The organism is Streptomyces sp. NPDC055962, assembly GCF_042270185.1.
Classification (GTDB): domain Bacteria; phylum Actinomycetota; class Actinomycetes; order Streptomycetales; family Streptomycetaceae; genus Streptomyces.
The window spans coordinates 390,550-402,712 of record NZ_JBHJYN010000001.1; the positions used below are offsets into that span (position 1 = coordinate 390,550).

Genomic DNA, 12,163 nt, shown 5'->3' on the forward strand with positions numbered 1-12,163 from the left:
TCACGGACGCTTATCGGCCATCTTGGGCGGGCGGACGCCTCCAGGCAGACTGTGGGGCATGCGCCTGCCCCGGACCCTCCCCCGCAGCCTGGCCGGCCAGCTGTTCGCGATGCAGGCCCTGCTCGTGGCAGCGGTCGTGGCCGGGTGCGCCGTCTTCGCGTACGTCTCCGGCCGCTCCCAGGCGGAGGAGACCGCCGCCCGCCAGGTGCGCGCGGCCGCCCTCGCGATGGCCGGATCACCATCCGTGCGGGAGGCCATCCGTACCCCGGACCCGTCGGCCGTACTCCAGCCGTACGCGGAGCGGGTCCGCGAGGACACCGGGATCGCGTTCGTGACGATCATGGACCCCCGGGGGGTCCGGTGGACCCACCCCGACACCTCCCAGATCGGCCGGCGTTTCATCGGGCACACCGAGCGCGCCCTGCTCGGGGAGACCTTCGAGGAGACCTACACCGGGACGCTGGGGCCGTCGATACGCGTGGTCACCCCGGTCCACGACGGGGACAGGATCGTCGGCCTGGTGAGCGCGGGCATCACCGTCGAGCGGGTGTCCACGCAGGTACGGGAGCAGCTGGGCGCCCTGGCCACGGCGGCGGGCGCCGCCCTGGCGCTCGGGGCGCTGGGGACGTACGTGATCAACGCCAGGCTTCGCCGGCACACGCACGGCATGAACGCCCGGGAGCTGAGCAGGATGCACACCTACCACGAGGCCACACTGCACGCGGTGCGCGAAGGGCTCCTCATGCTGGACGGGCGGCGCCGGGTCGCCCTGATCAACGACGCCGGCCGGGAGCTGCTGGGGCTGGCCCCGGGGGCGGTCGGGCGCCGGGTCGACGAGCTCGCACTGCCGGCGCCGCTGACCGGGGCGCTCCTGGCGTCCGAGCCGCGGGTGGACGAGGTCCACCTCACGGCGGACCGGGTGATCGTCGTCAACACCAGCCCGGTGGTGGGCGGCGAGCGGCGCGGCACCGTCGTGACGCTGCGGGACCACACGGAGCTCCAGGCGCTGTCCGGCGAGCTCGACTCGGAGCGCGGCTTCACCCAGGCGCTCCGCTCGCAGGCGCACGAGGCGGCGAACCGGCTGCACACCGTGGTCTCGCTCATCGAGCTGGGCCGGACCGACGAGGCCGTGGACTTCGCGACGGCGGAGCTGGAGCTGGCGCAGGTCCTCACCGACCGGGTCGTGGGCGCGGTCGCCGAACCGGTGCTGGCCGCCCTGCTGCTCGGCAAGGCCGCACAGGCCAACGAGCGGGGGGTGGAGCTGGTGCTCGCCGAGGACAGCCTGATCGACGACGGGGCCCTGCCGCGCTCGCCGGCCCCGCGGGACCTGGTCACGATCCTCGGCAACCTCATCGACAACGCGGTGGACGCCGCGTCCGGGACGGCGACGGGCACCGACGGGGCGCCCGTCCCCGCGCAGCGCGCCGCCGCGCGGGCCATGGTCACCGTGACCGCGCGGACGGAGGACGGCGAACTGCTGCTGCGGGTCGCCGACAACGGCCCCGGGATCGGCCCGGACGACGCGGACGAGGTGTTCCGGCGCGGCTGGACGACCCACGGCACCGGCCGCGGCCTGGGGCTGGCTCTCGTACGGCAGGCGGTCCACCGCAACGGCGGGACGGTGACGCTGGGACGGGCGCCGGACGGCGGAGCGGAGTTCACGGTGCGGCTGCCGCTCTCCGGCCGGGCGGCGGAGGTGGTCGCGCCGTGATCCGGGTGCTGGTCGTGGAGGACGACCCGGTGGCCGCCGACGCCCATCAGATGTACGTGGACCGGGTGCCGGGATTCGAGGTGGCGGCCGTCGCGCACTCCCGCGCGGAGGCCGTGCGGGCGCTGGACCGCACGGAGGTGGATCTGCTGCTTCTCGACCTGTACCTGCCGGACGGGCACGGTCTCCAGCTGCTGCGGTCGCTGCGGGCGGCGGGGCACACGGCGGACGTCATCGCGGTGACGTCGGCGCGGGACCTGGCGGTGGTGAGGGAAGGCGTGTCGCTCGGCGTCGTGCAGTACGTGCTGAAGCCGTTCACGTATCCCACGCTCCGGGACCGGCTCGTGCGGTACGCCGAGTTCCGGGCGGCGGCGGGCGAGGCGAGCGGCCAGGAGGAGGTGGACCGGGCCCTGGGCGCGCTGCGGGTCTCGGACCCGGCCGCACTGCCCAAGGGGCTGAGCGGCCCGACGCTGGAGGCGGTGACCAGGGCGCTGCGGGAGGCGTCGGACGGGGCCACCGCAGCGGCCGCGGGCGAGGAGCTGGGGATCTCCCGGATCACCGCCCGCCGCTACCTGGAGCATCTGGTGACGGTGGGCCGGGCCGTGCGGCGGCCCAGCTACGGTCAGGTCGGCAGGCCCGAGCTGCACTACCACTGGGTGGCCGAAACCCGCTGATGGCCCGGGGCTCCGCCGGAAGGCGCCCTAGGAGGATCCTACGAAGGGTGAACTGAGAGGAACAGCCTGTAGCCAGGCCGTTCCCGGCCTTCTACGGTGGGGCCGTGCATCCCACCCCGCCCTTCAACGCCCCCGCCGCGCGCCGTCTCCGCGAGGCGCTGGGAATGGCTCCCGGACATGTTGCGTACGGTCTCGGCGCCCAGTACGGAATGCGGATCACGGCAGAGACCGTGATGGCCTGGGAGCGCGGCACCGCCATGCCTGGCGAACGCGAACTCATGGCGCTGGCCGGTGTCCTGTGGTGCGCGCCCGGCGAACTGCTGGCCGCCGCGAGCACGTTGCGCGACCACCGGCTGGCCCGGGACCTGGCGGTGGACGACCTGGCGCGTGCGCTCGGGATGACGGTCGCCGCGTACCAGCGGATCGAGGACTCCGGCCGGTGGCGCGGCAACGAGCGCCAGGCCGTGGCCCTCTGCGAGGCACTGGACATGTCGGCCGCCCAGTTCCTGACCGCGACCGGCCGCAACGAGGAGCTGGCGGATCTGCTGACCAGGGCGGTCACGACCCGCTGGCAGGCGTACGTACGCCCCGTGGACAAGCTCGTCCCGCTGGACCGGATCCTGGTCCAGGACGTGCTGGAGCAGTTGCACGGTGACTACCAGAGCCTGATGGTGTCGACGCTGAGCTGGAACACCACCAGCCGGGACCGGGCCGGGACCGGGGGCGAGGAGGGCCGGGTCTTCCTGGACCGCGTGGTCGAGGAGTTCTGGCGGACGGCCGGCATCTGAGGAGCCTCCGCCGGCGGGTGACGGACCCGGCCCCGGCCGTCCACGGGGGACGGCCGGGGCCGGGTGTGCCGGTCGCCGGCGGATCAGAAGACGGACTCGGCCTCGTACATCCGGTCGCTGGGAACCGTCTTCAGCCGGGCCACGGCGTCCGCCAGCGGGGCCATCACGATCTCGGTCCCGCGCAGCGCCGTCATGCGGCCGAAGTCACCGCGGTGCACGGCCTCCACGGCGTTCCACCCGAAGCGGGTCGCGAGCACCCGGTCGTAGGCGGTCGGCGTGCCGCCCCGCTGCACATGGCCGAGGATGACCGGCCGGGCCTCCTTGCCGAGGCGCAGCTCCAGCTCGGCGGCGAGGCGGTTGCCGATGCCCTTGAACCGCTCGTGGCCGAACTGGTCGATCTCGCCCTTGGCGTACGGCATGGAACCCTCGGCCGGGTGCGCACCCTCGGCGACGCAGACGACGGCGAACTTCTTGCCGCGCGCGAAGCGTTCCTCGACCATCTTGACCAGGTCGTCGACCTGGAAGGGCCGCTCCGGCAGGCAGATGCCGTGGGCACCGCCGGCCATCCCGGACTCCAGCGCGATCCAGCCCGCGTGGCGCCCCATGACCTCGACGACCATGACCCGCTGGTGCGATTCGGCCGTCGTCTTGAGGCGGTCTATGGCCTCCGTCGCGACGCCCACGGCGGTGTCGAAGCCGAAGGTCCGGTCGGTGGCGGAGATGTCGTTGTCGATGGTCTTCGGTACGCCGACGACGGGCATCCCGGCGTCGGCGAGCATGCGGGCCGCGGTGAGCGTGCCCTCGCCGCCGATCGGGATCAGCGCGTCGATGCCGTAGCGGCGGGAGAGCTCCGCGCAGTTCTCGGCGGCCTCGCGCAGCCGGTCGCGCTCGAGCCGGGCCGAGCCGAGGATCGTGCCACCGCGGGCCAGGATGCCGCTGACCGCGTTCAGGTCGAGGGGCCGGAAGTGGCCGTCGAGCAGCCCCTTGAAGCCGTCCTCGAAGCCGATGACCTCATCGCCGTGCCCCACAACGGCGCGGTGCACGACCGACCGGATCACAGCGTTCAGGCCTGGGCAGTCGCCGCCTGCGGTGAGAATTCCGATGCGCATCCTGCTCTGTCTCCTGCTCGCTAGTGCCATGCATTCCGGGGACCCGTCGAGAAACCCCCGTACCGTGAGCCACGACGATTGTCCCACGCCGAGGCGGGCACCCGCGCTTCCGGCTCCGTCCGCGGGGACCGTCCGGTGCCGGGAGCGCCCGCCCCGGGCACGGTGCCCGGGGGGCGGCCGACCTGGCCCGGTAGGTATCGTCAAAGGGACAATGCCAGCCAAAGAGGACGGGAGACCACGCGTGGCGCGCAGCGTGTACGTGACCGGGATCGACCGGGGAGACGGCCGCCAGGTCGTCGATCTGGGAGTCATGGAGCTACTGACGCGCCAGGTGGACCGGGTCGGCGTCTTCCGGCCCCTCGTCCATGACGGGCCCGACCGGCTGTTCGAGCTCCTGCGGGCCCGCTACCGGCTGTCGCAGAGCGCGGAGACCGTCTTCGGCCTGGACTACCACGAGGCCTCGGCGGTCCAGGCGGAGAAGGGTACCGACGAGCTGGTCTCCCTGCTCGTCGAGCGGTTCCACCGGGTGGCCCGCGACTACGAGGTGGTACTGGTCCTCGGCAGCGACTTCGCCGCCACCCAGCTCCCCGACGAACTGGCCCTGAACGCGCGCCTCGCCAACGAGTTCGGCGCCTCGGTCATCGCGGTGGTCGGCGGCAAGGGCCAGGACGCCGGGTCCGTGCGGGCCGAGACGCGCAACGCCTACCGGGCCTACGCCGGTCTCGGCTGCGACGTCCTGGCGATGATCGTGAACCGGGTGGCGTCCGAGGACCGCGCGGAGATCGCCGAGCGCCTGCGGGAGCAGCTCCCGGTCCCCTGCTCGGTGCTGCCCGACGAGCCGGCCCTCTCCGCACCCACCGTCGCCCAGATCACCACCGCGCTGGACGGAACGGTCCTGCTCGGCGACGACTCGGGGCTGGCCAGGGACGCCCTGGACTTCGTGTTCGGCGGTGCCATGCTGCCGAACCTGCTCAAGGCCCTGACCCCGGGCTGCATGGTCGTCACCCCCGGAGACCGCGCGGACCTGGTCATCGGCTCGCTCGCCGCGCACAGCGCCGGCACGCCCCCCATCGCGGGTGTGCTGCTCACCCTGAACGAGCGCCCCGGCGAGGAGATACTCCGGCTGGCGACGCGCCTGGCACCGGGCACCCCGGTCGTCGCGGTGACCGGCGGCTCCTTCCCGACCGCTGCCGAACTCTTCTCCCTCGAAGGCAAGTTGAACGCGGCGACACCCCGCAAGGCGGAGACCGCCCTCGGCCTGTTCGAGCGCCACGTGGACACCGCAGCCCTGCTGGAGCGGATCTCGGTGGCCCGCAGTGGCCGGGTCACCCCGATGATGTTCGAGCACGAGCTGCTGGAACAGGCCCGCTCCGACCGGCGCCGGGTCGTCCTGCCCGAGGGCACCGAGGAACGCGTCCTGCGCGCCGCGGACGTGCTGCTGCGCCGCGACGTCTGCGACCTGACGCTCCTCGGGGACCCCGACGTCATCCGCAAGAAGGCCGCCGACCTGGGGATCGACCTCGCCGGGACCCAGGTCGTCGACCCCCGGACCTCGGAACTGCGCCAGAGGTTCGCCGAGCGGTACGCCGGACTGCGCGCGCACCGCGGAGTCACGGTGGAGCTGGCGTACGACGTCGTCTCGGACGTCAACTACTTCGGCACCCTGATGGTCCAGGAGGGCCTGGCCGACGGCATGGTCTCCGGCTCGGTGCACTCCACGGCGGCGACGATCCGGCCGGCCTTCGAGATCATCAAGACGAAGCCCGAGGCCTCGATCGTCTCCTCGGTGTTCTTCATGTGCCTCGCCGACCGGGTCCTCGTCTACGGCGACTGCGCGGTCAACCCGGATCCGGACGCCGAGCAGCTCGCGGACATCGCGGTGCAGTCCGCGGTCACCGCGGCCCGCTTCGGTGTGGACCCACGGATCGCGATGCTCTCGTACTCGACGGGCACCTCGGGCACGGGCGCCGACGTCGACAAGGTGCGGGAGGCCACGGAGCGGGTACGCGCCTCACGGCCGGACCTGAGGATCGAGGGACCGATCCAGTACGACGCGGCGGTCGAGCCGTCCGTCGCCGCGACCAAGCTGCCGGCGTCGGAGGTGGCGGGCCGGGCGACCGTGCTGATCTTCCCGGACCTCAACACCGGCAACAACACCTACAAGGCGGTCCAGCGTTCGGCGGGCGCGGTCGCGGTCGGTCCGGTCCTCCAGGGGCTGCGCAAGCCGGTCAACGACCTGTCCCGCGGCGCGCTGGTCCAGGACATCGTCAACACGGTGGCGATCACGGCGATCCAGGCGCAGGGCGAGGAATGACCGCGATGACCACCGGCCCGAGCAGTGAAGGTTCCCGCTCCATGAACGACGCCCACCGCGTACTCGTACTCAACTCCGGATCCTCGTCGGTCAAGTACCAACTGCTGGACATGCGCGACCGGTCGAGGCTGGCCACCGGCCTGGTCGAGCGGATCGGCGAGTCGTCCTCCCGGCTGGTGCACACCCCCCTGACCGGCGGGGGACCGCGCGAGCGCACCGGCAGGATCGCCGACCACGCGGAGGCGCTGGAGGCCGCGGCCGAGGAACTGGCGGCCGACGGGCTCGGGCTGGACTCCCCCGACCTCGCGGCGATCGGGCACCGGGTGGTGCACGGCGGGCTCAGGTTCAGCGAACCCACCGTGGTCACCGACGAGGTGCTGAAGGAGATCGAACGGCTCGTCCCGGTGGCCCCGCTGCACAACCCGGCGAACATCACCGGGATCCGTACCGCGCAGGCACTGCGCCCGGACCTGCCGCAGGTGGCGGTCTTCGACACGGCCTTCCACACGACGATGCCGGAGTCCGCGGCGCGGTACGCGATCGACGTCGAGACCGCCGACGCGCACCGCATCCGCCGCTACGGATTCCACGGCACCTCGCACGCGTACGTCTCGCGCAGGACGGCCGAGCTGCTGGGCCGGCCGGTGGCCGACCTGAACGTGATCGTGCTGCACCTGGGCAACGGCGCCTCGGCCTCCGCGGTGGCGGGCGGCCGCTGCGTGGAGACCTCCATGGGACTGACCCCCCTGGAGGGGCTGGTCATGGGGACGCGCTCGGGCGACGTCGACCCCGCCGTCACCTTCCATCTGAAGCGGGTGGCGGGGATGTCGGCGGACGAGATCGACGTCCTGCTCAACAAGCGGAGCGGTCTGGTCGGACTCTGCGGCGACAACGACATGCGGGAGATCCGGCGCAGGGTGGACGAGGGCGACGAGCGCGCGACCCTCGCGTTCGACATCTACATCCACCGGCTGAAGAAGTACATCGGCGCCTATTCGGCGGTCCTCGGCCGGGTGGACGCCGTGGTGTTCACGGCGGGGGTCGGGGAGAACTCGGCTCCGGTGCGGGAGGCTGCGCTCGCGGGACTGGAGGGTTTCGGCCTGGTCGTGGACGCGGACCGCAACGCCGTGCGGTCCGGCGAACCGCGGCTGATCTCGCCGGACGACGCTCGGGTCGCGGTCGCCGTCGTGCCCACGGACGAGGAGCTGGAGATCGCCGGACAGACCTTCGCGCTGGTCCACAACTGAGCGGCCCCGCGCCCCTTTGTATCTTCCGCCAGACGGAATATTCCGCAGTGAAACAAACCGATAGGATCCGCCTCATGCGCCGTTCCAAAATCGTCTGCACCCTCGGTCCCGCCGTCGACTCCCATGAGCAGCTCGTCGCTCTGATCGAGGCCGGCATGAGCGTGGCCCGTTTCAATTTCAGTCACGGTACCCACGAGGAGCACCAAGGCCGTTACGACCGGGTCCGCAAGGCCGCCGCCGAGACCGGCCGCGCGGTCGGTGTGCTCGCCGACCTCCAGGGCCCCAAGATCCGCCTCGCGAAGTTCGCCGAGGGTCCCGTCGAGCTGGTCCGTGGGGACGAGTTCGTCATCACCTCCGAGGACGTCCCCGGCGACAAGTCGATCTGCGGCACCACCTACAAGGGGCTGCCCGGCGATGTCGCCAAGGGTGACCCGATCCTGATCAACGACGGCAACGTGGAGCTGAAGGTCGTCTCGGTCGACGGCCCGCGGGTCACGACCATCGTCATCGAGGGCGGTGTCATCTCCGACCACAAGGGGATCAACCTGCCGGGTGCGGCGGTCAACGTCCCCGCGCTGTCCGAGAAGGACGTCGAGGATCTGCGGTTCGCCCTGCGGATGGGCTGCGACATGGTCGCGCTGTCCTTCGTCCGGGACGCCGAGGACGTCAAGGACGTGCACAAGGTGATGGACGAGGAGGGCCGCCGGGTCCCCGTCATCGCCAAGGTCGAGAAGCCGCAGGCCGTCGAGCACATGGAGGGCGTCGTCGCCGCCTTCGACGCCGTGATGGTCGCCCGCGGCGACCTCGCGGTCGAGTACCCGCTCGAGAAGGTCCCGATGGTGCAGAAGCGCCTCATCGAGCTGTGCCGCCGCAACGCCAAGCCGGTGATCGTGGCGACCCAGATGATGGAGTCGATGATCACCAACTCGCGGCCGACCCGCGCCGAGGCGTCCGACGTCGCCAACGCGATCCTGGACGGCGCGGACGCGGTCATGCTGTCGGCGGAGTCCTCGGTCGGCGCGTACCCGATCGAGACGGTCAAGACGATGTCGAAGATCGTCGTCGCCGCGGAGGAGGAGCTCCTGTCCAAGGGGCTCCAGCCGCTGGTGCCGGGCAAGAAGCCCCGCACCCAGGGTGGTTCCGTGGCACGCGCGGCCTGCGAGATCGCGGACTTCCTGGACGGCAAGGCGCTGGTGGCCTTCACCAAGTCCGGTGACACCGCCCGCCGCCTCTCCCGCTACCGCACGGCGCAGCCGATCCTCGCCTTCACCACGGAGGAGTCGACCCGCAACCAGCTCGCGCTGAGCTGGGGCGTCGAGTCCTACGTCGTGCCGCACGTGGACAACACGGACGCCATGGTCGACCTGGTGGACGCCGAGCTGCTGAAGCTGAACCGCTACAGCGACGGCGACACGATGGTCATCACTGCCGGTTCGCCTCCCGGTGTCCCCGGCACCACCAACATGGTCCGGGTGCACCACCTGAGCGGCGAGCGCGCCTGACGCGCTCCGCGGCGGACACGACTGTGGCCCGCACCCCCGTGGGAACGGGGGTGCGGGCCACAGTCGTCGTGCGGCTCCCGGACGGGTCCGGATCACCGGTCAGCCGGTGCCGCCGGTGAAGTAGTTCTGCAGGCCGGGGACCTTGAGCGATCCGCCGAACTGTCCCGCCTGCTTCACCGTCGCGTTGGTGAAGAAGGCGAACGGCACGTTCAGCGGCGGCGGGGTCTCCGGGCTGAAGGTGATCGGGATGAGGCCGAAGAGGTTGCCCTTCAGCTCTTCCGTGTACATGGTCACCGTGCCGTTGCGGATGGTGGAGGTCGAGCCCTCCGCCGCCTTGACGTGGCCCGTGGTGCCGGCGGGACCCGTCGTCAGCTGGTGCAGGTCCTTGATGTCGATGGTGTCGGCGGTGAACTTCAGCACCTTCTTGGTGCTGCCGTTGTACGTCTTCACCTCGACGATTCCCGCGTAGTCGAGCCCGGTGAGCGTGAGCTTGGAGGTCTCCAGCGTCCACGGGTCGTCGGGGAGCAGCGGGATGCCCTGCTCCAGGTCGGCCGCGGCGAGCGCCTCGGGGTCGGCGGTCGGGCACGGGAAGCGCTCCTTGGCGCCGTCCGGGATGTCCTCGTCCTTCACGGGGTCGAGGCCCTTGACGTCGTCGTCGAGCTCCTCGACGCCCTCGCCCGCCTTCTCGGCGGCGTCACGGATGGCGTCGGTGGTCTTGTCGACCGTGTCCTTCGCCTTCTCCGTGGCCTTCTCGGCCGGCTTGTCGGCGGCCGTGCTCGCGGACGGCTCCGGGCTCTCGGCGGTGGCCTCGGAGGACGGCTCGGCCGTCTCCTTGTCCGGTCCGTCGAAGAGGTCCTTGAGCGCGTCACCGACGCCGAGCGGGTCGAGAGGGTTCTTCGACTCGGTGGGCGTGGGAGTGGGAGTGGCCGAGGTGGCGGCCTTGTTCCCGGAGGTCTCCGCAGGCGTGTCCTCCTCGGACGTGTCCGCACTGGCGGAGGGCTTCGGTGTGGTGCCCTCGTCGTCCTTGCCGGCGTCGTCCTTGCCCGCGTCGTCCTTGCCAGCGTCCTCGGAGGCCGTGGCGCTCGGGGTCGGCTCGGCCTCGGGCTCCTGCGACTCGGACGGCTCGTCGGACCGGGTCACGCAGGGACCGGGCGCGAAGGGGATGTCCGAGCTGTCGTCGGCCATGGCCAGCTTGGGGGTGAGTCCCATGCCCACGAAGACGGCAGTCGGCATCGCGGCGAGCGCGAACGCCTTCTTGCCCGCGGGCATGTGCAGCTTCGTCAGGAGTGACTTCCTGGGCGCCGCGTGGCGGGGCCCTCTTCGCTCCGGGACGTCCTCCGGCCCGAAGTCGTTCGCCTGCCCGTCGTCACCCCGCACGATGCCTCCCACCGTCGGCCTCCGCCGCGGCCTTGAACAGCATGGGCTTCTGCGGGGCCTCGGCCGCGCCGTACGTCTCCTGCGTGTACTGAGGGCCCTCCGGGGCCTCGCCGAGGAGCCTCGGCTCCTCCCGGGCCTCGGGCGCCGGGGCGCCCGTCGTGTCGGCCGGGGCCCACGCGATGGAGAGGGCTCCGCCGAGGAGCGAGAACGCGAAGCCGATGATGAAGCCGCCGATGTTGGCGACGGGTATGGAGATCAGCGCGAGCAGGATCGCGGCGACACCGGCGAACACCCGCACGATGCTGTGGAACCACATCGTGAGGCCCAGCGTGACGAGCAGGACCCCGATGATCAGCGACCCCGCACCCGCGGTGGTGGACATCGCGATCGTCATGTTGCCGAGGTGCATGTTGGCGTACGGGAAGTACGCGATGGGTAGACCACCCAAGATGGTGAACAGGCCCGCCCAGAACGGCCGGTTACCCCGCCAGGTGCGGAATCCCCGCCGGTAGACGGTGAGGTAGTGCTCGTTCTGCCCTGTGGACTCGGGGCTCATGGAAAACAGCTCCCTGGAACCGGTACTGCTGTGAGAAGAGAAGGGGTGGGCGGCCGGAGGCCCTCACGGAGCTCCGGCCACCCGGGCGAGTGCTAGAAGCACTCCTTGACGCCCTTGTGCAGCTTCAGGCTCAGGTTGCTGAGCTTGAAGGTGCCGGCCGTGGTCGCCCACGCCGTCTGCTCCACGTTGGACAGCGTGGCCGTCTTGGCGCGCTGGGCGAAGCCGTTCGGGTTGACGGCCTTCTCCGTACCGGACTGGATGCCGGGCTTGCCGACCGAACCGGCGGCGACGCCGATGTCGATCTGCTCGAAGTACGCGTCAGCGTCGAGCTGAGCGACGTCGAGGTAGAGGTTCGTCGCCTCGACGGGCTTCTTCGGGTCGGTGCCCGCGTTCAGCTGAAGGCTGACGCTGCCGAGACCGAAGGGCAGGTCGGGGGTGACCACCGACTGGCACATGTTGGTGATCGTGGCCTTGCTGAAGCCCGACACCGCCACCGGGTGCGCCGCGTCGTTGCCCTTGAGGTCCTTGCCGACAGCGACGCTGCCGTACTGGACGAAGTCCTCACCGACGAGCTTGTCGGTGGAGACCTTGAAGCTCTGGCCGGAGACGCTGAACGACGCGGCGAGCGCGCCCTGCGCCAGGCCGACGCCGACAGCGGCGGTCGCGACGACGCTCGGCACCATGACCAGAGCGAAACGCTTCCATCTGGTACCACCGCGAACCTGCGAACTCATAAATTTCCTCCTTCTCGGACGTACATCTCCGGTACGGGCATCGTGCCCGCCCTGGGATGGGAGAAGTGCTACGTCCTCGGGAAGGAGAGCGCCCGGACCGGAGGCGCGTACCGCATCCGAATCACCGGCGATCACCCCCGAGCGACAACCACTG

At 71.3% G+C, this 12,163-nt stretch carries 10 protein-coding genes; 6 read left to right on the forward strand and 4 right to left on the reverse strand.

Going from position 1 to position 12,163, the window contains the following annotated elements; all coding sequences use genetic code 11:
• Window positions 1-58: 58 nt before the first annotated feature.
• The 3 genes from ACFC51_RS01700 to ACFC51_RS01710 all read left to right on the forward strand — a co-directional run bounded on the left by ACFC51_RS01700 (window position 59) and on the right by ACFC51_RS01710 (window position 3,170).
• Window positions 59-1,711, forward strand: a complete 1,653-nt coding sequence (locus tag ACFC51_RS01700) for an ATP-binding protein (protein WP_376526487.1) — start codon at window positions 59-61, stop codon at window positions 1,709-1,711.
• Window positions 1,708-2,382 carry a response regulator gene (locus tag ACFC51_RS01705; RefSeq protein ID WP_376369094.1) on the forward strand — a complete coding sequence of 225 codons (675 nt, stop codon included), beginning with the start codon at window positions 1,708-1,710 and terminating at the stop codon, window positions 2,380-2,382. Before ACFC51_RS01700 ends, ACFC51_RS01705 begins: the two co-directional genes overlap by 4 nt.
• 164 nt (window positions 2,383-2,546) lie before the next feature.
• Window positions 2,547-3,170, forward strand: coding sequence for a helix-turn-helix domain-containing protein (locus tag ACFC51_RS01710; protein ID WP_376369195.1), 624 nt, complete (start codon window positions 2,547-2,549; stop codon window positions 3,168-3,170).
• An 83-nt stretch (window positions 3,171-3,253) separates the two neighbouring features.
• Here ACFC51_RS01710 and ACFC51_RS01715 read toward each other — a convergent pair whose 3' ends face one another.
• Entirely contained in the window at window positions 3,254-4,279 is a 1,026-nt protein-coding gene (locus ACFC51_RS01715; RefSeq protein ID WP_376377053.1) for an ATP-dependent 6-phosphofructokinase, read from the reverse strand.
• A 241-nt stretch (window positions 4,280-4,520) separates the two neighbouring features.
• On the opposite strand from ACFC51_RS01715, the gene pta reads away from it, so the two are divergent.
• The 3 genes from pta to pyk all read left to right on the forward strand — a co-directional run bounded on the left by pta (window position 4,521) and on the right by pyk (window position 9,342).
• Window positions 4,521-6,593 (forward strand): phosphate acetyltransferase, encoded by a 2,073-nt coding sequence (pta, locus tag ACFC51_RS01720; RefSeq protein ID WP_376377051.1) that lies wholly within the window; start codon window positions 4,521-4,523, stop codon window positions 6,591-6,593.
• Window positions 6,594-6,634: 41 nt separating this feature from the next.
• A complete protein-coding gene (locus ACFC51_RS01725) occupies window positions 6,635-7,840 on the forward strand; it encodes an acetate kinase (protein WP_376377049.1) in 1,206 nt (401 codons plus the stop codon).
• A gap of 74 nt (window positions 7,841-7,914) precedes the next feature.
• Complete coding sequence (gene pyk, locus ACFC51_RS01730; protein ID WP_376377047.1) at window positions 7,915-9,342, forward strand: pyruvate kinase; 1,428 nt, start codon at window positions 7,915-7,917, stop codon at window positions 9,340-9,342.
• Between the two features lie 99 nt (window positions 9,343-9,441).
• Here the strand turns inward: pyk and ACFC51_RS01735 are convergent, their stop codons facing one another.
• The 3 genes from ACFC51_RS01735 to ACFC51_RS01745 all read right to left on the reverse strand — a co-directional run bounded on the left by ACFC51_RS01735 (window position 9,442) and on the right by ACFC51_RS01745 (window position 12,009).
• On the reverse strand, window positions 9,442-10,719 hold the full coding sequence (locus ACFC51_RS01735; RefSeq protein WP_376527041.1) for a hypothetical protein: 1,278 nt from the start codon (window positions 10,717-10,719) through the stop codon (window positions 9,442-9,444).
• Entirely contained in the window at window positions 10,709-11,275 is a 567-nt protein-coding gene (locus ACFC51_RS01740; RefSeq protein WP_376377045.1) for a DUF6114 domain-containing protein, read from the reverse strand. The genes ACFC51_RS01735 and ACFC51_RS01740 overlap by 11 nt, the downstream gene beginning before the upstream one ends.
• 92 nt (window positions 11,276-11,367) lie before the next feature.
• A complete protein-coding gene (locus tag ACFC51_RS01745) occupies window positions 11,368-12,009 on the reverse strand; it encodes a DUF6230 family protein (RefSeq protein WP_376377043.1) in 642 nt (213 codons plus the stop codon).
• Between the last annotated feature and the right edge of the window lie 154 nt (window positions 12,010-12,163).

What these genes read in the sequence shown, in the direction of transcription:
- ACFC51_RS01745 (WP_376377043.1), bottom strand. Translation starts at nt 12,009, where the DNA reads ATGAGTTCGCAGGTTCGCGGTGGTACCAGATGGAAGCGTTTCGCTCTG.
- pyk (WP_376377047.1), top strand. Translation starts at nt 7,915, where the DNA reads ATGCGCCGTTCCAAAATCGTCTGCACCCTCGGTCCCGCCGTCGACTCC.
- ACFC51_RS01700 (WP_376526487.1), top strand. Translation starts at nt 59, where the DNA reads ATGCGCCTGCCCCGGACCCTCCCCCGCAGCCTGGCCGGCCAGCTGTTC.
- ACFC51_RS01725 (WP_376377049.1), top strand. Translation starts at nt 6,635, where the DNA reads ATGAACGACGCCCACCGCGTACTCGTACTCAACTCCGGATCCTCGTCG.
- ACFC51_RS01715 (WP_376377053.1), bottom strand. Translation starts at nt 4,279, where the DNA reads ATGCGCATCGGAATTCTCACCGCAGGCGGCGACTGCCCAGGCCTGAAC.
- ACFC51_RS01710 (WP_376369195.1), top strand. Translation starts at nt 2,547, where the DNA reads ATGGCTCCCGGACATGTTGCGTACGGTCTCGGCGCCCAGTACGGAATG.
- ACFC51_RS01740 (WP_376377045.1), bottom strand. Translation starts at nt 11,275, where the DNA reads ATGAGCCCCGAGTCCACAGGGCAGAACGAGCACTACCTCACCGTCTAC.